Origin of the sequence: Streptomyces sp. NPDC014864 (assembly GCF_043081525.1) — a bacterium.
Lineage (GTDB): Bacteria > Actinomycetota > Actinomycetes > Streptomycetales > Streptomycetaceae > Streptomyces.
Genome location: NZ_JBIBWT010000007.1, coordinates 368,587 through 388,281, shown reverse-complemented (window position 1 = coordinate 388,281; position 19,695 = coordinate 368,587). Strand labels below are relative to the sequence as shown.

The window sequence follows — 19,695 nt, the reverse complement described above, 5'->3', positions numbered from 1 at the left end:
ACGGCCTCTCGGTGGCCATGTGGCGATCATACTGCCGCATGTGCGAGGGGGAAGTCCCCTGTCGCATCGCATGAGCCGGGCAAGAAGTTCGTTGGGGGCTGCATGTGCGTTCGTACGGCCCTCCACTCAGGTCCGGTCGATGTGCACGTTCGTCGACTTCACGCGGGCCGTGGCCTCCATGCCGACCTCCAGGCCCAACTCCTCCACGGCCTCCCGGGTCAGCAGCGAGACGAGGCGGTGCGGGCCGGCCTGGATCTCGACCTGGGCGGCGACGTCGCCCAGCTTGACGGCGGTCACGATGCCGGGGAAGGCGTTGCGCACCGAGGTGCGGGAGGGGATCTCCTCGCCGTCCCCGGACCGGGCGAGCTCGACGGAGAACGCGGCGAGGTCGCGGCCGTCGATGAGCCGTCGCCCGGTGTCGTCGCGGTGCGTGGCGACCCGGCCCGCGTCCGCCCAGCGGCGGGCGGTGTCCGGGCTGACGCCGAGCAGCCGGGCGGCCTGACCGATCGTGTAGGACTGCATGCCGGTCACGATAGGGCCCCGAGGGAGCCCGTCGCGGAGGTGGGGCCGCAGTGGGAGCCCGTCACCGGAGCCGCGGCCCCGCCCGCGCGGATCGCTCAGCCGGTGTGCACCCGCGGCCGCTTGGCGCGGTCCGGCTCCGCCTCGCGCAGCACCTCACGGGTGACCGGGGCGACCTCGCCCTGTCCGAAGAGGAAGAAGCGGAGGAAGTTGGCGAACGGGTTGCCCTCGGTCCACTCGAAGTAGATGTGCGGGGTGCGGCCCGTGCGCTCGCGGACGTGCAGGAGGAGGGCGGCCAGCGCGTTGGGAATGGAGGCGGATTCCAGGCTCAGGACGCGGTAGCGGTTGTGCAGCACCTCGCCGCGCACCGTGAGGCCTGCCTCGAACTCGGACGGGTCGGTGACCGTCACTTCGACGAAGACGAAGTCCTCGGTGGCCGGGATGTCGTTGTCCTGGCGGATCTGCTCGACCTTGTCGCGGTACTCGGCCGTGTCGCGCAGTCCCGGCTTGTTGGCGATGAGCCGTATCTTGCGGCTGGCCATGTCACGGATGAATCGCTCCGCCATGGGGTCCAGCGTCACGCCGGTCACCCGCAGTTCGAAGGACCGGGCCAGCCGGGACAGCAGCGAGACCAGGATGATGCCAACGATGAAGCAGGCGCCGATCTTCACACCGTCCGGCCGTTCGACGACGTTGGCCCCCGTCGTGTAGAGGAAGACCGCAGCGATCAGCCCGAAGGCGACGGTCCACCTCCGCTGGCCCGCCTTGCGGGCGGCGATGGTCACGGCGATCGCAGCCGAGCTGATCAGCACCAGCACGCCGGTGGCGTAGGCGCCGCCCTGCTTGTCGACGTTTGCGTCGAAGATCCAGGTGACCAGGAAGCCGATGAGGGTGAAGACGATGACCATCGGACGCACGGCGCGCGCCCAGTGCGGTGCCATGCCGTACCGGGGCAGGTAACGCGGCATGAGGTTCAGCAGACCGGCCATCGCGGAGGCGCCCGCGAACCAGAGAATGGCGATGGTGGAGATGTCGTAGACCGTGCCGAAGGCGTTGCCCAGGTACTCGTGCGCCAGATACGCCAGCGCGCGCCCGTTCGCCTGGCCGCCGGCCCTGAACTCCTTCGCCGGGATGAGCAGGGTCGTGATGAAGCTCGTCGCGATCAGGAAGACGCTCATGATCAGGGCGGCGGTGGTGAGCAGCTTCCTGGTGTCCCGGATCCGGCCGATGGGCCGCTCCTCGGTGTCGTCCGGGTTGCCCCGCACATGGGGCATGACGGCGACGCCGGTCTCGAACCCGGAGAGGCCGAGGGCGAGCTTGGGGAACACCAGGAGGGCCACCCCGACCATCGCGAAAGCGTTGCCGTGCTCGGCCGTCAGCGCATGGGACCAGTCCGTCACCAACTGGCCGGCGGTCATGACGTGCCACAGGCCGACGACCACCACCACGGCGTTCAGCACGAGGTAGACGCCCACCAGAGCGACGGCGACACCGATCGCCTCCAGGAACCCCTTGAGGAAGACCGCGCCCAGCAGCGCCACGAGCAGCAGTGTGATCAGCATCTGCTGGTTCTGCAGCACGCCCGTCAGATGCGGGTTCTCCACCAGGTGGGTGGAGGCGTCGGCGGCCGACAGGGTGATGGTGATCAGGAAGTCGGTTGCGGCGAAGCCGAGCAGCGTCAGGACGAACAGCTTGCCCTGCCAGAAGGACAGCAGCCGCTCCAGCATCGCGATGGAGCCCTCGCCGTGCGGGCTCTCCGCGGCCACGCGCCGGTACACGGGCAGGGCGCCCGCGAGGGTGACGACCACCAGCACGAGGGTCGCCACCGGCGAGAGGAGGCCGGCCGCCAGCGCGGCGATGCCCGGCTGGTAGCCGAGGGTGGAGAAGTAGTCGACACCCGTCAGGCACATCACCCGCCACCATCGCTGGCCCTCGTGCGCGGGCTCGGGTGCGGCGTGCGGCGCCTGCTGCACGTCCTTGCCCATGTCGGACAGGCCCTCCAGCATCCAGGCACGCAGACGACTGGGAGGGTGATCGGTGGTGGCCATCGGCCCGGCTCCTGGTGTGCGGTACGGGAATGAGCCATCGCACGGACGGCGGCACCAGCGTATGCGGAGAGTGATGTGAGGGCCCACGGATCCAGGGCCTCGCGGGCGTCAATCTTCCGTTAAGAACTGGCCCCGGTGCGGGAAAGGCGCACCAGGGAAGGCCGGCGAGCGATGTCTCGCAGGGGGCCCGGGCCACGCGGGGGTGCAGGGCGGACGGGCCGGAGACGTGCACGCAGCGTCATCTGCGCGGGGGCCGCGCGTCGTCGGACCCAGGGGCGCCCGGCCGGGGCGGCCGCCCCGGCAGTTCTCACTCCAGCCCGGAGATCCGGAACACGGACCGGGCGGTCTCACGCTCGACCTGCTCCGCCAGGCTTCGCAGCCCGTCCGGGTCGTACTGCGGGCAGCCGCGCAGCGACGATGTCCACGCGTCCGCGTCGAGCCGGTACCAGATGTCCGGGTTGACCATCAGGACCTCGGGGTCGATCTCCACACGGCCCCCGAGGGCGTCTCGCAGGACCACGCGCCGGCAGACGCCGTCCGGGCTCCGCACCGACACCAGCAGATCGGTTCGCACCGCTCGCCCGCGCAGCAACGACCGGGAGGCGAGCCAGCCCTCGCCGGCGGAGACCCGGGCCGGGCAGAGCACCAGGAAGAGCAGTACGGCGAGGGCGGCCCACAGAGCGGCGTGCCACCAGGTGAGGCTGCCCGAGGCCCAGTCCAGCAGGAGCAGCAGCGCGAGAAGGGCCGCCGCGCAGCCGGTGGAGCCGCGCACGTCCCGCGCCCAGTGGCGGTCGTGGAGGGCGGGTCCGTCGGATCGAGTGCCGGTCGGGCTCGTCGCGTCTGCCGCGTCTGCCGCGTCTGCCGCGTCTGCCGCGCCTGCCGCGCCGGTCCGGTCTGCCGTGCCCGCCGCGCCCGGCCGCGCGTCGTCACGATGTCTCATACGACTACGACCCACCGTAGGCGCGGGTGGGGCCGGTGCCGGGGGCGTTGACACGTCTCTGACGGCCGGTGGGCCTTTCTTGACGCCCCGACAGCGGCGACCCGCAGCCGCAACGGGGAGCGCCGGCCTTCATGACCGGATCCGGACATCTCCCCGGCGTGCGCACGGATCCGGGTGGACCGGCCCGCCGAGAGGAGCCATCTGCCCACCACCCGGGTGGAGTGGCTGGTCAGGGACCGGGTCCCGGTGCGCACGGCCGGTCTCCGGGGCGAGCCGCGGGTGAACGTCGTTGAAATCGGCACCGTGCCCTGGGAGCCGATCCGGTGCGACCGGGGACCGAGGGCCGACCGTGACGGACGGCCCCCCACCTGGTGAAGCGCGCCCCCGCCGGGTGGCCGGAGTGGGAGCCGCCACCCGGGTGTCACCGTCGTGTCCACGGCGGGCCGATCACCGTCAGCATCGCGTCGGGGGGATGTCCGGGAGCGGGGTGCCGGGCATAGGGTCGGGCCCAGCCCCGGTCCGCCTCCCCGCGTCCGGGGCGCTTCGCTCGCCGGCGCGGACGTGCCGCCCCGCCTCGGCGTGTTGGCACACGTCAGCCCGTCTCGACACCTGAGTGTCCGTCCGGTCCGGCGCACCGCGGGAGGCGCGCTCGCCCCGGGGGGCGTTCCCAGTCGGCTACCGGGAGTAGTCGCCCCCGGACATGCGTCGGGGCCGGTGCGCACCGCGTGGGTGCGGGCCGGCCCCTGGAAAAACACGGACGCCCGCGCGGGCCGTCCGGGCCGCCAGGGCGTTCCTTTCGGATCCGGCCGGCTCCGGGCGCCGGTGCCTTCTGAGGTGGCAGGCCCCGTGGCCGCGGCAGGATCCGAAAGAGAGGCTCTAGGCGGCCGTCATCACCTTGTCGCTGCCGAGCGGGCGGTGCGGGGCGATGATCTGGCCGTCCGGCAGGAGCTCACCGGTGTCCTCGAAGAGCAGAACGCCGTTGCACAGCAGGCTCCATCCCTGCTCCGGGTGATGCGCCGCGAGGCGGGCGGATTCCCGGTCGGCGGAGTCGGCTGACGGGCACGGTGGCTGGTGCTGGCACATTGGTGGGATCTTTCGCTCTGTCGTGTGGTGTGGGCTGGTTGTCGTGCGTATCCCGCGGCTAGAGGCATTCTCCATGGCCGCCCCCCGTTTGATAAGTCGGTCTGAACCCAGTGTTGCCCCACGGGCGTGATTCCGCAGGCATTTCGCGGCACCGCTTCTCACAGGATGAGGACGCGTCACCCACCTGGGCGGTTCATCCCAACTGCCCTGTCCCTTTGGGTGGTTCGGCGTGGCCGGATGGGGCTAGTCCGGTGGGGGCGCACTCTTTTCGGGCTCATGCGAGCGTAATCCGGCTCGTCCGAGCGTAATTCTGCGGTAAACGCCTGCGTACCCTCCGTAAAAGCGACGACCCCGCCTCCGGGAAATCCGGCGGCGGGGTACGAGGCGGGGTGAGAAGCGCGTTGTCAGGCGGGTGATCCCATGAGCCGGACGGGAGTCACCCGGTGAGTGAGGACCGGGAGCAGTTCGGCGACCCGCAGGGGCCGGTTGGCCGCGATGCCGGGCGGAGCCGGCGCCAGCGGGACGAGCAGGTCGGTGGCGACCGGATGGCCGGTGGCGCCGTCGGCGGAGAGATCGCCGTGCAGCCACAGCGTCAGCATGTACAGGCCGGGCACGGACAGCAGACGCGGCTGGTAGGGCTGGCTCATGGTCTCGGCCTGCCGCAGCGCGCGTTCGGTCGAGGTGACGTAGGGGCCCTCGAAGAAGTGGGAGAAGGCCCAGCCGTCGGGCGTCAGCATGGTCTCCGCGGCGGCCACCGCGTGGCTGCCGCACCGGATCTGGAAACGCCAGCCGGCCAGCCTGGTCGCGGAGACCCCCTCGGGGGTGATCCGGTCCAGTACGTGCACGGGCAGCGGAAGCTCGGCGGTGGCGGGTTCCTGGGCGGCGCGGAGAGCGGGGGTGCGGGCCTCGCGGACGGCGGTGGGGGACGCGAGGGCCGTGAGGACGGAACGCAGTGCGGGCGCGGGAGCCGGAGGGACGTGCAGGGGCATGGTGGGTCGCCTCTCTTTCGACAGGCACGGTGGCGCGAGGGCGTGGGGCGGGGGCGGGGGCGGACGGCGCTGTCAGCTCTCGAGGCAGGAGAGGGTGGGGCCGGGAGCGGCGAAACGAGGGGGTGCGAAGTGCGGCCTGCACACGTGACCTTGGCGGCAGGATCCAGGGCCGTGGGCGCCAACCTTCTGCCTGTGGTGTGGAGTTTATACGACACATGTTCAGACGATGTTTCGTCTAGCCGTTTCCGGCGCGCGCAACAAGGGTCTATTCGGCCGCGGATATGCGGTAATGCTCCCGATTCCGAGCCGGTTTCGCCGCGCTGGCCTCGGGTTCTGCCCGCGGGGCGGTCGGCCCGTTCTCGTCGGCGTTTTTCACGAGTTCCGCGGGGAACGGAAACTGCTTCGTGCCCCATGCCTCGTGAATGTGCCTCTGGTCACCTGGATCCAGAGTAGTCGGTGCGGGGCCGCCGTGGGACGTTATCGATCGCGTTCGCGGGGCATCATCACACCTGACCGGGACCCCAGGCGGCCGTACGTGCGGCCCGCCCGTGCAAGGAGGGACACTGCGATGGGCGAGAAGGTCGTGGCAGGCCAGTTCGACCTGTCCGATCGCAACCGCTACCGCGACAAGCTCAAGCGGTGCCTGCAGGGGCTGGAGCGGCTCCTGGAGGAAAAGCGGTTCGATCGCCCCAAGAACCTCATGGGGTTGGAGATCGAATTGAATCTCGTCGGCTCCGACGGGACGCCGAAAATGCTGAATGCGCAAGTACTGGAGCGCATCGCGAGCCGGGACTTCCAAACAGAACTCGCCATGTTCAACCTGGAAGTCAACATCGCTCCCCACCGGCTCGGCGGCCGGGTATTCGACCGGCTCGCCGAAGAGGTGACGACCTCTCTGGCATATGCCCACCGGAAAGCGGGAGAGGTCGACGCCGGAATTGCGATGATCGGCATCCTGCCGACCCTCGACCGGGACGACCTGGTCTCCTCGAACCTCTCCGACGTCGACCGCTACACCCTCCTCAACGACCAGATCGTCGCGGCACGCGGGGAGGACTTCACGCTCGACATCGAAGGGGTGGAACACCTCCGCTGCACCTCGAAGTCCATCGCCCCCGAGGCCGCATGCACCTCCGTGCAACTGCATCTCCAGGTCACCCCGGGCCGTTTCGCCGACGTGTGGAACGCGGCGCAGGCCGCATCCGCCGCGCAGATCGCCATGGGCGCCAACTCGCCCTTCCTCTTCGGCCGCGAGCTGTGGCGCGAGTCCCGGCCCCCGCTGTTCCAGCAGTCCACCGACACCCGCCCGCCCGAGCTCCAGGCCCAGGGCGTACGGCCGCGCACCTGGTTCGGCGAACGGTGGATCTCCTCGGCCTACGACCTGTTCGAGGAGAACCTGCGCTACTTCCCGGCCCTGCTGCCCATCTGTGACGACGAGGACCCCCTCGACGCTCTCGACAAGGGCGGCGTCCCGAAGCTCGCCGAGCTCGTGCTGCACAACGGCACCGTCTACCGCTGGAACCGCCCCGTCTACGACATCGCGGACGGCGTCCCCCATCTCCGGGTGGAGAACCGCGTGCTGCCCGCCGGGCCCTCCGTCGTCGACGTGGTCGCCAACGCGGCCTTCTACTACGGCCTGGTCCGCGCCCTCGCCGAGGAGTCGCGGCCGGTGTGGACCAGGCTGCCGTTCGAGGCGGCGGCCGCCAACTTCGACGCCGCCTGCAGGTACGGCATCGACGCCCGCCTCACGTGGCCGCGGCGCGGCCGCCATTCCGGCACGGCCGAGGTCGACGCCGTCAGCCTGGTCCGCGACGAACTGCTGCCGCTCGCCGAGTCGGGCCTGACGGCCTGGGGCGTGGAGCCCGCCGACCGGGATCTGTACCTCGGGGTGATCGAGGAGCGCTGCCGGCGCCGGGTCAACGGCGCGTCCTGGCAGGTCGCCACCTTCCACCAGGCCCTCGAACAGGGGCTCGGCCGGGATGCCGCGCTGGCCGCCACCACGCGTGAGTACTGCCGGCTGATGCACCTCGGCGAGCCCGTGCACACCTGGCCGGTGGGCCTGCCGCAGCCCGTGCCGACGGGGTGATCCGCCGGCGTGAGGGCGTGAGGTCGGGGAACGGGAGGGGCGGCGGGCCGGGGTCCGCTCGCGCGGTCCTCCAGTCCTCCGGCCGTACGGTCCTGCGGTCTCGTGCGCTTGCCCGGTTCCCGCGTGTTTCCGGGGCCGCCGGTGTGCGCGCCGGGCGGATGGGGCAAGCTGTGACGTCCGAGGACGGTCGTACCCCTGCCGACGGCGACCTTGTCACTGCGTGTCGTCCGTCGGCCCACTCGGTTCTGCCGCGGTTCGGCCCGGTGCGGACAGGGATGCGGATCGGGTGAGGACGGGGGCGAGGCGGGACTACGCGACTGGAGGCAGGTGTGCACGCGGAGGCGGGACCCGGGGCCGACGCTGAATGGCGGGAGCGGCCGCCGCGGCGGATCCTGCGCGACGAGACCCTGCTCGTCCTGGCGCTCTCGCTCGGGGCGAGCGGAGTGTCCGCCCTGATCAGCTTCGTCGGGTCGGTCACCAAGCCCGGCGGCCTCAAGGACCAGGCGGCCACGCTCAACGCCTCCGCGGCCCCGGGCCGCCCCTGGCTCGACCTCGCCTGGCAGCTGTTCGGGATCGCGTCGGCGCTGGTGCCGGTCGTGCTCGTCGCGCACCTGCTGCTGCGGGAGGGCCGCAGCCTGCGCACCCTCGGCTTCGACCGCACCCGGCCGTGGCCCGACCTCGGCCGGGGCGCCGGGATCGCCGCGGTGATCGGTGGCACCGGCATCGCCTTCTACCTGGCCGCCCGCGGTCTCGGCTTCAACCTCACGGTGGTGCCGGAGGCGCTGCCCGACGTGTGGTGGAAGTACCCGGTGCTGATCCTGTCGGCGCTGCAGAACGCGATCCTCGAAGAGGTCATCGTCGTCGGCTATCTGCTGCGCCGGCTCAGGCAGCTCGGCTGGACCCCGGGGACCGCGCTGGTGGCCAGCTCGGTGCTGCGCGGCTCCTACCACCTCTACCAGGGCATCGGCGGCTTCGTCGGCAACATGGTGATGGGCGTGGTGTTCGTCTGGCTGTACCGGCGCTGGGGCCGCGTCGGCCCGCTCGTGGTCGCGCACTCCCTGCTCGACATCGGGGCCTTCGTGGGGTACGCGCTGCTGGCCGGGAAGGTGGGCTGGCTGCCCACCGCCTGAGCCGCCCGCGAACAGGCCCGGCCTACCGGACGGGCCCGGGTCCGGCGAGCAGTTCGCCGTCGATCACGGTGACGGCCCGGCCGGTGAGGAAGGTGCGTTCGCCGCGCAGGCCGGTGCGGACCAGGCCGGAGCGCGGGGAGGCCTGGAGTCCGGTCAGGTCGGGGCGGCCGAGCCGTTCGGACCAGTAGGGAGCCAGCGCGGTGTGCGCGCTGCCCGTGACGGGGTCCTCGTCGATGCCGACGTTCGGGAAGAAGCACCGGGAGACGAAGTCGTAGCCGCGGGCGGGGTCCTCGGCACGGGCGGTGGCGATGACACCGCGGATGGAGTACGCGGCGAGGGCCCTGTGGTCGGGGGTGAGGCCGCGCACGGTCTTCTCGTCGGCGAGCTCCAGGACCAGGTCACCCACGCTCGGGCCGGTGTCGAAGGCGGCGCGCGGCTCGGCACCGAGGGCTTCGGCGACGCCGTCGGGGACCTCGACCGCGGTGAGCGGCGCGGTGGGGAAGTCCAGGGTGATCGAGCCGTCCGCGGCGGGTGTCGCGACGAGTACGCCGCTGCGGGTGGCGAAGCGCACCGGGCCGTCGTGGGTGCCGGTGGCGTGCAGCACATGGGCGGTGGCCAGGGTCGCGTGGCCGCACATCGCGACCTCGGTGGCGGGGGTGAACCAGCGCAGTGCCCAGTCGGCCTCACCGCCCTCGGGCAACCGGTGCGCGAACGCGGTCTCGGCGTGGTTGAACTCCAGTGCCACCTTCTGGAGCCAGTCGTCCTCGGGAAAGGCGTCCAGGAGCAGGACTCCCGCCGGGTTGCCGGAGAAGGGGCGGTCGGTGAAGGCGTCGACGATTCGTATGCGCATGTTCCGACGCTAGACGGTCGGTGAAGTCCCGGGCCAAGGCCAATCCGCGGTCGGCGGCCTCCGCGCGGGAGGCGTCAGGGCCGGGAGAGAGTCCGTGGGGGATTGTCGGACGAGCTGTTGCGATATATCGTCGAAGCATCGCGACTGATCAACGATGGAATGGAGTGGTGGCGGTGCGCAGCCATGGATTCGAGCGTGGCCACCGGCAGGACGGCCCTCGGGGCGGTCGGGGCGGCTTCGAGGGGCGGCGGGCGGCCTTCGGCCCCTTCGGTCCGGGCGGTACCGGCTTCGGACCGGGTTTCGGTCCGGGCCCCTGGGGTGGGCGAGGGCGCGGCGGACCGCGCGGGAGGGCACGGCGCGGTGACGTACGGGCGTCGATCCTGGCCCTGTTGAAGGACCGCCCCATGCACGGTTACGAGATGATTCAGGAGATCGCCGAGCGCAGCGGCGGCGCGTGGAAGCCCAGCCCGGGCTCGGTCTACCCCACGCTCCAACTGCTGGAGGACGAGGGGCTGATCGCCAGTGAGAGCGAGGGCGGCAAGAAGCTGTTCTCGCTCACCGAGGCGGGGTGCGCCGCGGCCGCCGAGGGGGCGGACGCCCCGTGGGAGGAGGCCTCGCGCGGGGTCGACTGGGAGGCGCTGGGGGAGATCCGACAGGCCGGCTTCGGCCTGATGGAGGCCTTCGGGCAGGTCTGGAAGACCGGGAGCAAGGAGCAGCGCGAGAAGGCGCTCACCGTCATCAACGACGCCCGCAAGAAGCTGTATCTGATCCTCGCCGACGAGGACTGACGGCCCGCCGGGCCCGGCTGACGCGTGCGGCCGAGCGGCCCCACCACCGCACCGGGCGCAGGCAGGCACAAGGTGCCCCGCGGATCGTCCGCGGGGCACCGTCGCGTACGAGGCGGGCGACCGTTCGGGCGCGGCAAGGGGCGGGCGGAACGGAGCGGCCGGAACGGCGAAGTTCCATACTGATGAACCGTCAGGGAGGTGTGGCGGTCGGCCTGATCTCATCCGTAAGGAGGAGATTTCATCGGCCCGGGTCCACTTTCCGTGGGACGCGAAGATGCTTCCCGCCGGGGATGCCCCGGGCCGTCGGGGGCTGATGAGGTGGGGGATGTGCACCCCCGTTTTCCGCGGCAGTCGGCCGATGAGCAGGGCGACCGCCCCCCTGACGGCCATGCCGGGCCGCTCAGCGCCGAACTGGCGACGGTGGTCGCCGGTGCCCGCCGGAGAGCCGTCCGGGACGGGGACCGGCAGATCGACACCGCCCACCTGCTGCACTCGCTGCTGGAGGCCGACCCCGGGGTGCGCGCCGTCTTCGTCGGCCCGCAGATCGCCCGGCTGCTCGGCTATCTCGTACAGCGCAGCATCGGCTACGGCCTGCGCTGGCAGAGCGCTGTGGAGGACTTCGGCGCCGGACCGCCGACGGCCGGACCCCTCGTGTCCGGACGGCTGGTGACCGGGCCCGAGGGGAACCTGCCCGCGGTGACGGACGCCGACGGTTTCTCGCCCCTGGCCGCGGCCGCCCTGGAGTGCGCTCGGGCGCGGGCCGGCCGGCGCGGCGACGTCCTGGCGCGTGGCGTCGACCTGCTCGCCGGGAGCGTCGCGCACCCGCAGGCGCGCGCCGTCGAGGTGCTCACGCGCGCCGGCATCGACGCCGAGGCCCTCGCCCTCCGGCTCGAGAACGGGCTCGGCGACAAGCTCGACGGCGAGTTCGTCGGCGAGCCCGGCGACGAACTCGGGACGCGTCTCGACAACGATGCCGAGGGCTGCGTGGGGGAGTGCGCCGGAGGCGCCGCAACCGGCCCCTGAGCGCCCGGCGCGGGGAGTGTCCCTGTCCAGCCGATGAGACAGGTGCCATCGGGGATGACGCTCATGTCATCCCCTGTCATCATGTGCCGATGCGTACGTCTGAGAGCAGTCGGAGCCGCTCCGGCAAGGGTGCCGGGATCGGCCTGGCGCTCGTCTCCGCGGTGGCCTTCGGCGGGTCGGGTGTGGCGGCCAAGCCACTGATCGAGGCGGGCCTGGACCCGCTGCACGTCGTCTGGCTGCGTGTCACCGGCGCGGCCCTCGTCATGGCCCCGCTCGCCGTGCGGCACCGCGCGCTGCTGCGCCGCCGCCCCGCCCTGCTCCTGGGCTACGGGCTGCTCGCCGTGGCGGGCGTCCAGGCGTGCTACTTCGCCGCGATCTCCCGCATACCCGTCGGGGTCGCCCTGCTCGTCGAGTATCTGGCGCCCGCCCTGGTGCTCGGCTGGGTGCGGTTCGTGCAGCGGCGGCCGGTGACCCGGGCCGCCGCCCTCGGTGTGGTGCTCGCGGTCGGGGGACTCGCCTGTGTCGTGGAGGTCTGGTCGGGCCTGGGCTTCGACGCCCTCGGGCTGCTGTTCGCGCTCGGCGCCGCGTGCTGCCAGGTCGGCTACTTCATCCTCTCCGACCACGGCGGCGAACCGGGCGGCGCGGCCGCCCCGGACCCGCTCGGCGTCATCGCGTACGGGCTGCTGGTCGGCGCCGCCGCGCTGACCGCCGTGGCACGTCCCTGGACCATGGACTGGACGGTGCTCGCGCACACCGCGCGCATGGACGGCAGCGCGGTCCCGGCGGCCGCGCTGCTGGCCTGGATCGTGCTGGTCGCCACGGTCCTCGCCTACGTCACCGGAGTGCTGTCCGTGCGCCGGCTCTCGCCGCAGGTGGCGGGCGTGGTCGCCTGCCTGGAGGCGGTCATCGCCACCGTGCTGGCCTGGGTGCTGCTCGGCGAGCACCTCTCGGCGCCGCAGGTCGTCGGCGGTGTGGTCGTGCTGCTGGGCGCGTTCATCGCGCAGTCGTCGGCGCCCGCGAAAAGCTCCACGGAGCCGGTGGCGGGCGGCGGCGCGGAAAGGGAGTTGGCGGCCCGGGGAACGGCGGCCTAGGGTGATGATCATGCATCTGCACGCACTCGTTCTTCCGCCGCCGGCCGCCTGAGGCGGGCCCTCCGGTGACCGAGCCCGGCGCTGTGCCGGGCCGAACGGTGCTGCCCGCAGAAGAAGTCCGCCGACCCCGCTCGAGCGGGGTCCCTTCCCGAACTTCTGCACTCTGCGGAGAAATCTCGTGTCCGATGCTTCCTCCGGCCTGCCCGTCGGGCGTGGCCTGCTCTACCTGATCGTCGCCGGCGCCGCCTGGGGCACCGCGGGCGCGGCCGCGCTGCTGGTCTACCGCACCAGCGACATGGGCCCGGTCGCGCTGTCCTTCTGGCGCTGCGCCACCGGGTCCGTGCTGCTGATCGCCGCCCGTCTGCTGCGTCCCCGCGACCGGTCCGCGCCCTCGGTGCCCCTGCGGCGCGGGGCGGTGCGGGCCGGTGCCACCGGGATCGGCCTCGCGGTGTTCCAGACGGCCTACTTCGCGGCGGTGTCGGCCACCGGCCTCGCCGTGGCGACCGTCGTGACGCTGGGCGCCGGTCCCGTCCTCATCGCGCTCGGGGCCCGGCTCGCGCTGGGCGAGCGGCTGGGCCGCGGCGGCGTGATCGCCGTCGCCGGGGCGCTCGCCGGTCTCGCTGTGCTGGTGCTCGGCGGCGGCGACGCCACGGTGCGCCCGTGGGGTGTCCTGCTCGCGCTGGCGTCGGCGGCCGGCTACTCCCTGATGACGCTGCTCACCCGCTGGTGGGGCCGGGACGGCGGCGCGGACAACTCCGGTACGACCGTGGGGGCGTTCGGGGTCACCACCCTGTGCCTGCTGCCGTTCGCGTTCGCGGAGGGGCTGGTGCCGCACACCGCCGACCCCGGGCGTCTGCTGTGGCTGGTCGCCTACATCGCCACGGTCCCCACCGCCCTGGCCTACGCCCTCTATTTCGCGGGGGCGGCCGTCGTACGGTCGGCCACCGTGTCGGTGATCATGCTGCTGGAGCCCGTCAGCGCGGCCGTGCTCGCGGTCGCCCTCGGTGAGCGGCTGACGGCGGCGACCCTGGTCGGCACCGCGCTGATGCTCGGCTCGGTCACCGGCCTGGCATACGCCGAGGCGCGCGGGGCGCGGGCCGTGCGGGCGGAGCGGGAGCCGGTTCCGGTGTGACCGCGGGGGGCGAACCCTGGCCGACGGGGCTCGCCCCCCTCACGGCGTCATGGCCCGCTGCGGCGCAGCAGGTGCTCGCGCGCCGCCGCGTCGCGCGGGCCCCCGCGCTCCCCGAGCCCCACCGCGATGCGGTCCCGGACCTGCTCGGACCTCTTTCCCGCGTACTTGAACTTGGCGCGTACGCCGGTGACGGCCAGCCGCAGTCCGCGGATGCCGGACAGCAGGCGCCCGTAGGGTTCCTCGCCCGCCGCGGCCCGGGCCGAGCCGCCCTCCGGCTGGAAGTGGCCCGTCTGCCGGTTCAGCAGCTCGGCCTTCTCCCGCGGATCGTCCACGATCCGTGCGGTGCAGGTGAGTTGGACGGCCGCGTACAGGCTCGTCGGCACGCCGTGCTCGGGCGGCGAGTCCGGCGCCGCCTGCCAGGGGCCGGGGACGTACGCGTAGTCGTCGACCACGCTCAGCAGCACCGTCGGGTTCGCCTCCAGGGCGGGCCACAGCGGGTTGGGGCGGGCGAGATGGGTGACGGCCTCGCCCCGCCGCGGGTCGTAGGCGAAGTGGAGCGGCTGGACGAACGGCGGTGCGCCGGCCGGGCCGTTGACGGCGAGCTGGCCGAAGTCGTGGGCGGCCAGCCAGCGCTGCCACTCCTCGTCGTCGCGGGGCGCGTCCCAGGGGTGTATCAGCATCACAGGCCCGTCAGGTAGTCCGGGAGCACGGTGCCGGGCGCCAGGCCGGGGTCGGGGACCGGGGCGCCGTACTGCCTGCGGACGGGGACGAGGCCCGCCCAGTGGGGGAGGGCAAGGTCCTCGGGCTCGTCGGCCACGCCCCCGGTGTGCACCTTGGCGGAGACCTCGTCCAGATCGAGCCGGATCACCGCGGTCGCGGCCAGCTCCTTGGCGTTCGCGGGCCGGGAGTCGGCCGAGCGGCCCGCCACCACGTGGTCGACCAGCGCGTCCAGCGCCGTGCGTTTCTCCTCGGGGTCGGTGACCTGGTGGGCGATGCCGTGCACCACGACGGAGCGGTAGTTGACCGAGTGGTGGAAGGCGGAGCGGGCGAGGACCAGTTCGTCGACCAGGGTGACCGTCAGGCAGACCGGGAGCCCCGGGTCCGCCTTGCCCGTCATGCGCAGGGGGCGTGAGCCCGTCGAGCCGTGCACGTAGAGCCGTTCGCCGATCCGGCCGTAGAGCGTGGGCAGCACCACGGGCGCGCCGTCGCGGACGAAGCCGAGGTGGCAGACGTAGTCCGCGTCGAGGATCGCGTGCACCAATTCCCTGTCGTACGACGCCCGCTTCGCGGAGCGCGTGGGGACCGTCCGGTCGGTCGGAGCGTAGGCGCTGGGCGGTGACGTCGGCTGCTGGGTCCCCTGCATTGCGGTCTCCATTGCACTAGTGCATAATGATGTTTGTGCTAGGAGGATATCGGATCGAGGGGCGAGGCGCAGCGGAGATCGCGGCGAGCGTCGAACGCGCGGTCGGGTCGGGAGAGCTGGAGCCGGGTCAACTGCTGCCGTCCATGCGGGAGTTGGCGGTCGAAGTGGGCGTCAACCCCAACACCGTCGCGGCCGCCTACCGCATCCTGCGGGAGCGCGGAGTCATCGAGACCGCCGGGCGCCGGGGCAGCCGGGTGCGGCCCGCGCCCGCCACGACCGGGCGGGACCACATCCGCGTGGACGTGCCCGAGGGCGTGCGCGACGTGTCGAGCGGCAACCCGGACCCGGCGTTGCTGCCGCCGCTGGCGCCCGCGTTCGCGGCGGCAGCCGTCCAGGGCGACCGGGAGCCGGTGCTCTACGGGGACGACGCGGTGGAGCCCGAACTGGCGCGGATCGCGCGCGCCGGGCTGGACGCGGACGGAGTGCCGGACGGACCGCTCACCGTCCTGTCCGGCGCGCTCGACGGAGTGGAGCGCGTCCTCGCCGCCCACCTCAAGCCCGGTGACACGGTCGCCGTCGAGGACCCGGGCTGGGGCCGGACCCTCGACCTCGTCCCCGCCCTCGGCCTGCGCACGGCCGGCGTCGGCGTCGACGACGAGGGGCCGCTCCCCGACGACGTACGGCGCGTCCTGGAGAGCGGCGCGCGGGCCCTCATCGTCACCGACCGCGCGCAGAACCCGACGGGCGCCGCGGTGACGGCCCCGCGCGCGCGTGCCCTGCGGGCCGTGCTCCGCGAGCACCCCGGGACGCTGGTGATCGAGGACGACCACGGCCACGGGATCGTCGACCTGCCCCTGCACCCGCTCGCCGGGGTCACCCGCCACTGGGCCTTCGTGCGCTCGGTCGCCAAGGCGTACGGACCCGACCTGCGTCTCGCCCTGCTGACCGGCGACGACGTCACGGTCGACCGGGTCCGGGGCCGGCAGCGGCTGGGGCCCGGCTGGGTCAGTCTGCTGCTGCAACGGGCCGTGGTGCGGCTGTGGGCGGACGGCGTGCTCGACACGTGCGCGGTGGCGGCGGAGTACGGCAGGCGGCGCGACCTTCTGATCGGCGCGCTGGCCCGGCGCGGGGTGCGGGCCCACGGGCGCAGCGGCATGAACGTGTGGGTGCCCGTGCCGGACGAGACGGGGGCCGTCGCCCGGCTGCTCCACGCCGGCTGGGCCGTCGCGCCCGGCGCCCGCTTCCGCATGAGCGCCCCGCCGGGCGTCCGGATCACCGTCTCGGCACTGACCGACGAGGACATCGCCGTACTGGCGGACGCGGTCGCCGCCGCCCTCGGCCCGGCGCCCGCCCGCGGCTACGTCTAGGACGGCGCCGGGGCCTCCGGTCTGCGAGACCGGGCCTCAGGCCCGGGCCGCCGGGGCCGTGCAGGCCGTGAGTTCGTCGCCGGAGCGGAGGACCTCGTCCCCGGGCCGCGGGGCCGGCTCCCGGGCGGGCTCCTGAAGGGGCTCCCGGGCGGGCTCGGTCCGCCGCTTCGGGCGGGCCTGGGTCAGGGCCGCCCCCGCCAGGACGATCACCGCGCCCACCGGGGTCGACCAGGCCAGGTGCTCGCCGAGTACGGCGACACCGGCGGCCGTGGCGATGATCGGGACGAAGTAGGTGACCATCTGCGCCGTCGTCGGGCCGACCTCGGCCACCAGGCCGTACTGGACGAGCATGGCCAGGCCGGTGCCCAGGGCGCCCAGCGCGGCGACCGCCAGCAGGGGCAGCACGGACACATGGCTCGGCAGGCTGGTGAACAGCGGTGTGACGACGGCCAGTTGCAGCGTGGCCAGCAGCAACTGCCCGCCGGTCAGCGCCAGGTGCGACTCGGTGGAACCGGCCAGGGTGCGCCGGACGTAGATCCAGCCCACCGGGTAGCTCAGCGAGGCCAGCAGGGCCATCGCCGTGCCCGCGGCGTCCAGGCCGTGGAAGCCCTGCCAGGCGCCCAGCACGGTGAGCACGCCGAGGAAGCCGAGCCCGAGCCCCGCGACCCGCACCCGGGTCGGGCGGTCCTCCGAGAGGGCGACCAGGGACAGGGCCATGCCCCACAGCGGCGAGGTGGCGTTGCAGATGCCCGCGAGCGTCGAGGGGATCGTGAGTTCCGAGTAGGCGAAGAGCGAGAACGGCAGCGCGTTGAGGAAGAACGCCGCGACGGCCAGATGCATCCAGGTCCGCACCCCGCGGGGCAGCCGCTCCCGCTTCACCGCCATCGCCGCCGCGAGCACCGCCGTGCCGAACAGCAGCCGCCCGAACGTGACCTGGAAGGGGGCGAACCCCTCCGTGCCGACCTTGATGAACAGGAAGCTGAAGCCCCACACGGACGACAGGAAGGCGAAACGGACCCGCCACGGAAGAGGCCCGCGGGCGCGTGCGGCGGGACGGGGCGGGGTCGACGGGGCGGCGGTCGCGGTGGTCGCGGTGGTCATGGACGTAACCATGCCGCCCGGTAACCTCGTAGCACAAGCGAGAATTCGAGCGCTGTATCTCGTAGCATCGCTTACATGTTGAACTTGGAGCGCCTGCGCACCCTGGACGCGCTCGCCCGCCACGGCTCGGTGAGCGGCGCGGCGGAAGGGCTGCACGTGACGACCTCCGCCGTCTCGCAGCAGATGGCCAAGCTGGAGCGGGAGGTGGGCCAGCAGCTCCTCGCCAGGAACGGCCGGGGGGTGCGGCTCACGGACGCGGGGCGGCTGCTCGCCGAGCACGCGGCGCGCATCCTGTCCCAGGTGGAGATCGCCCAGTCCGATCTGGAGGCGCAGCGCGGGCAGGTCGTCGGTGAGCTGCGGCTCGGCGCGTTCCCCACCGCCGCGCGCGGGCTGTTCCCCGCCGCGCTCGGCCATCTGCGCGACCGCCACCCGGGCCTGCGGGTCACCACCACCGAGATGGAGCCGGCGGCGGCCGTGCGCGCGGTGCTGCGCGGCGACGTCGACCTGGCCGTCGTCCTCGACTGGTACAACAAGCCGCTGCCCGTCCCCGACGGGCTCAGCCGGGCCCCGATCCTCGACGACCCCGCCGATGTGGCCCTGCCTGCGGCCCATCCCCTCGCGGCCCGCGCCGAGGCGGACCTGGAGGAGTTCGCGGACGACGACTGGATCACCTGGGGCGAGGCCGAGTTCTGCCACGAGTGGCTGCTGGACACCCTGCGTTCCAAGGGCGTCGAACCACGCATCGCGCACCGCGCCGAGGAGCACGCCACGCAGCTCGCCCTGGTCGCCGCCGGACTCGGGGTCTGCGTGGCGCCGCGGCTGGGGCGCGGTCCGCTGCCTGCGGGCGTGCGCACGGTCCCGGTGCGGCACGCGGTGCGGCGGCACGTCTACGCCGTGTGGCGGGCCGACGCCGACCGCCGCCCCTCCATCCGCGCGGCGGCCGACGCCCTGCGCGCGGCGGGGGAGGGGATCGCCTGAGCCGCGGCCCGAGTCGACGGGTGGGTCTCGAAGGCCTCCCGCCGGGATCAGGCGGAGCCGAGTTTGCGGAAGTCCCAGGAGACGACCTTCTCCGGGGTCAGGCGCAGCCACGCGTGCCGGCCGTCGTGGGGCATCTCGTCCAGCCCGAAGTTCTTGCGGGCGAACAGGGTCTCCGGCACGTCGAGTTCGGCGTGCAGCTCCCCGGTACGGGGGATCTCACCCACGAAGTCCACCGTGCCGGACAGCTCCACACCGCGCAGCTGGTCGTACTCCTCGCCCGTGTCGACCACGACCGCCACCCGGGGATCGCGGCGCAGGTCGGCCCAGCGCCTGCTGCGCACCACGGAGTACAGCCACAGCGAGGTGCCGTCCCAGGCGAACCAGAGGGCACTCACGTGCGGGGCGCCGCCGGGGGACACCGTGGCCACCCGGCAGGTGCGCTGGGTGGTGAGGAACTCGTCCAGCTCGCCCGGCGTCATCATGATCTTCCGGCCCCGGCGCTGTGTGGCGGTCATGCGGCCCCCTCCATGTCTCACGTCGTGCCAGAGGGGAAAGTCCCCCGGCCCGCCCGGGAGAGATTCTCTGACATCACGTCAGAAAAGGATGGGTCGTCTTCCCTCCGCACGCAACGGTGGCCACTCTCGCCCGGCCGCACCGCCGGTGGCAACGGGAGACCGGTCGGCGGGCCGGGCGTGGGCGTCAGGCGAGCGTGATCTCCTCCCCGGACACCGTGATGTTCTTGGCGGGCAGCGGCTGGGTCGCGGGGCCCTTCTTGACGCTGCCGTCGGTGGCCGAGAACTCGCTCTTGTGACACGGACAGCTGATCACACCGTCGGCGATCCGGTTCACCGCGCAGCCCTGGTGGGTGCACTTCGACGAGAACGCCTTGAACTCGCCCTTCTTCGGCTGGGTGACGACCACGCCCTGGCTCGCGAACACCTTGCCGCCGCCCTCCGGGATGTCGGCGGTCTTCGCGAGGACCGCGCCGCCGGCCGCGGCCCCACCGCCGCCCGAACCGCCGCTGCCGCCACCGCCTTTGCTGTTGTTCCCGGTGCTGGAGGAGCCGGACGACTCGTCGTCCGACCCGCACGCGGCCAGCGCGGCGGCGAGTCCCACCGCGCCCACCGCCGCCACGACGGTGCGGCGGGCCGGTGACCCCGGGGGCTGAAGCGATTCGCTGGTCATGCTGACGTTCCCTTCCGCGCAG

The 19,695-nt window shown here is 73.0% G+C and carries 20 protein-coding genes; 9 read left to right on the top strand and 11 right to left on the bottom strand.

Annotated elements, in window-relative coordinates:
* Positions 1-126: 126 nt before the first annotated feature.
* The 3 genes from ACF1A5_RS16105 to ACF1A5_RS16095 form a co-directional block, all read right to left on the bottom strand.
* Positions 127-522: a helix-turn-helix transcriptional regulator gene (locus ACF1A5_RS16105; RefSeq protein WP_356193855.1), complete on the bottom strand. Its 396-nt coding sequence runs from the start codon at positions 520-522 to the stop codon at positions 127-129.
* 95 nt (positions 523-617) lie between these two features.
* The gene (locus tag ACF1A5_RS16100; RefSeq protein ID WP_392193468.1) at positions 618-2,567 is read right to left on the bottom strand and encodes an amino acid transporter; all 1,950 of its coding nucleotides are present in this window, start codon (positions 2,565-2,567) and stop codon (positions 618-620) included.
* Between the two features lie 307 nt (positions 2,568-2,874).
* A complete protein-coding gene (locus tag ACF1A5_RS16095) occupies positions 2,875-3,507 on the bottom strand; it encodes a hypothetical protein (RefSeq protein ID WP_392193467.1) in 633 nt (210 codons plus the stop codon).
* Between the two features lie 147 nt (positions 3,508-3,654).
* On the opposite strand from ACF1A5_RS16095, the gene ACF1A5_RS16090 reads away from it, so the two are divergent.
* Positions 3,655-3,882 (top strand): potassium-transporting ATPase subunit C, encoded by a 228-nt coding sequence (locus ACF1A5_RS16090; protein WP_392193496.1) that lies wholly within the window; start codon positions 3,655-3,657, stop codon positions 3,880-3,882.
* A 501-nt stretch (positions 3,883-4,383) separates the two neighbouring features.
* On the opposite strand, the gene ACF1A5_RS16085 is transcribed toward ACF1A5_RS16090, so the two are convergent.
* Both ACF1A5_RS16085 and ACF1A5_RS16080 read right to left on the bottom strand, forming a co-directional pair.
* On the bottom strand, positions 4,384-4,590 hold the full coding sequence (locus ACF1A5_RS16085; RefSeq protein WP_392193466.1) for a DUF5999 family protein: 207 nt from the start codon (positions 4,588-4,590) through the stop codon (positions 4,384-4,386).
* Between the two features lie 404 nt (positions 4,591-4,994).
* Positions 4,995-5,579 (bottom strand): hypothetical protein, encoded by a 585-nt coding sequence (locus tag ACF1A5_RS16080; protein WP_392193465.1) that lies wholly within the window; start codon positions 5,577-5,579, stop codon positions 4,995-4,997.
* A gap of 568 nt (positions 5,580-6,147) precedes the next feature.
* Between ACF1A5_RS16080 and ACF1A5_RS16075 the strand changes: the two genes are divergently transcribed.
* A complete protein-coding gene (locus tag ACF1A5_RS16075; protein WP_392193464.1) occupies positions 6,148-7,665 on the top strand; it encodes a glutamate--cysteine ligase in 1,518 nt (505 codons plus the stop codon).
* 329 nt (positions 7,666-7,994) lie between these two features.
* Positions 7,995-8,795, top strand: coding sequence for a CPBP family intramembrane glutamic endopeptidase (locus ACF1A5_RS16070; RefSeq protein ID WP_392193463.1), 801 nt, complete (start codon positions 7,995-7,997; stop codon positions 8,793-8,795).
* A 22-nt stretch (positions 8,796-8,817) separates the two neighbouring features.
* Here ACF1A5_RS16070 and ACF1A5_RS16065 read toward each other — a convergent pair whose 3' ends face one another.
* Complete coding sequence (locus ACF1A5_RS16065; protein WP_392193462.1) at positions 8,818-9,645, bottom strand: PhzF family phenazine biosynthesis protein; 828 nt, start codon at positions 9,643-9,645, stop codon at positions 8,818-8,820.
* A 173-nt stretch (positions 9,646-9,818) separates the two neighbouring features.
* On the opposite strand from ACF1A5_RS16065, the gene ACF1A5_RS16060 reads away from it, so the two are divergent.
* The 4 genes from ACF1A5_RS16060 (at position 9,819) to ACF1A5_RS16045 (ending at position 13,679) form a co-directional block, all read left to right on the top strand.
* Positions 9,819-10,433 (top strand): PadR family transcriptional regulator, encoded by a 615-nt coding sequence (locus tag ACF1A5_RS16060; protein WP_392193461.1) that lies wholly within the window; start codon positions 9,819-9,821, stop codon positions 10,431-10,433.
* A gap of 327 nt (positions 10,434-10,760) precedes the next feature.
* Positions 10,761-11,456, top strand: a complete 696-nt coding sequence (locus ACF1A5_RS16055) for a Clp protease N-terminal domain-containing protein (RefSeq protein ID WP_392193460.1) — start codon at positions 10,761-10,763, stop codon at positions 11,454-11,456.
* A gap of 83 nt (positions 11,457-11,539) precedes the next feature.
* The gene (locus ACF1A5_RS16050) at positions 11,540-12,547 is read left to right on the top strand and encodes a DMT family transporter (RefSeq protein WP_392193459.1); all 1,008 of its coding nucleotides are present in this window, start codon (positions 11,540-11,542) and stop codon (positions 12,545-12,547) included.
* A 178-nt stretch (positions 12,548-12,725) separates the two neighbouring features.
* The gene (locus tag ACF1A5_RS16045; protein WP_392193458.1) at positions 12,726-13,679 is read left to right on the top strand and encodes a DMT family transporter; all 954 of its coding nucleotides are present in this window, start codon (positions 12,726-12,728) and stop codon (positions 13,677-13,679) included.
* Positions 13,680-13,726: 47 nt separating this feature from the next.
* On the opposite strand, the gene ACF1A5_RS16040 is transcribed toward ACF1A5_RS16045, so the two are convergent.
* Together ACF1A5_RS16040 and ACF1A5_RS16035 are read right to left on the bottom strand one after the other, a co-directional pair.
* The gene (locus ACF1A5_RS16040; protein WP_392193457.1) at positions 13,727-14,359 is read right to left on the bottom strand and encodes an FMN-binding negative transcriptional regulator; all 633 of its coding nucleotides are present in this window, start codon (positions 14,357-14,359) and stop codon (positions 13,727-13,729) included.
* Entirely contained in the window at positions 14,359-15,042 is a 684-nt protein-coding gene (locus tag ACF1A5_RS16035) for a pyridoxamine 5'-phosphate oxidase family protein (RefSeq protein WP_392193456.1), read from the bottom strand. Before ACF1A5_RS16035 ends, ACF1A5_RS16040 begins: the two co-directional genes overlap by 1 nt.
* A gap of 35 nt (positions 15,043-15,077) precedes the next feature.
* On the opposite strand from ACF1A5_RS16035, the gene ACF1A5_RS16030 reads away from it, so the two are divergent.
* A complete protein-coding gene (locus ACF1A5_RS16030; protein WP_392193455.1) occupies positions 15,078-16,409 on the top strand; it encodes an aminotransferase class I/II-fold pyridoxal phosphate-dependent enzyme in 1,332 nt (443 codons plus the stop codon).
* Between the two features lie 36 nt (positions 16,410-16,445).
* On the opposite strand, the gene ACF1A5_RS16025 is transcribed toward ACF1A5_RS16030, so the two are convergent.
* Positions 16,446-17,510: a DMT family transporter gene (locus ACF1A5_RS16025; protein ID WP_392193454.1), complete on the bottom strand. Its 1,065-nt coding sequence runs from the start codon at positions 17,508-17,510 to the stop codon at positions 16,446-16,448.
* Positions 17,511-17,585: 75 nt separating this feature from the next.
* Between ACF1A5_RS16025 and ACF1A5_RS16020 the strand changes: the two genes are divergently transcribed.
* Entirely contained in the window at positions 17,586-18,488 is a 903-nt protein-coding gene (locus ACF1A5_RS16020) for a LysR substrate-binding domain-containing protein (protein WP_392193453.1), read from the top strand.
* Between the two features lie 47 nt (positions 18,489-18,535).
* On the opposite strand, the gene ACF1A5_RS16015 is transcribed toward ACF1A5_RS16020, so the two are convergent.
* Positions 18,536-19,003 (bottom strand): pyridoxamine 5'-phosphate oxidase family protein, encoded by a 468-nt coding sequence (locus ACF1A5_RS16015; protein ID WP_392193452.1) that lies wholly within the window; start codon positions 19,001-19,003, stop codon positions 18,536-18,538.
* Between the two features lie 184 nt (positions 19,004-19,187).
* Positions 19,188-19,673, bottom strand: coding sequence for a Rieske (2Fe-2S) protein (locus ACF1A5_RS16010; RefSeq protein ID WP_392193451.1), 486 nt, complete (start codon positions 19,671-19,673; stop codon positions 19,188-19,190).
* Between the last annotated feature and the right edge of the window lie 22 nt (positions 19,674-19,695).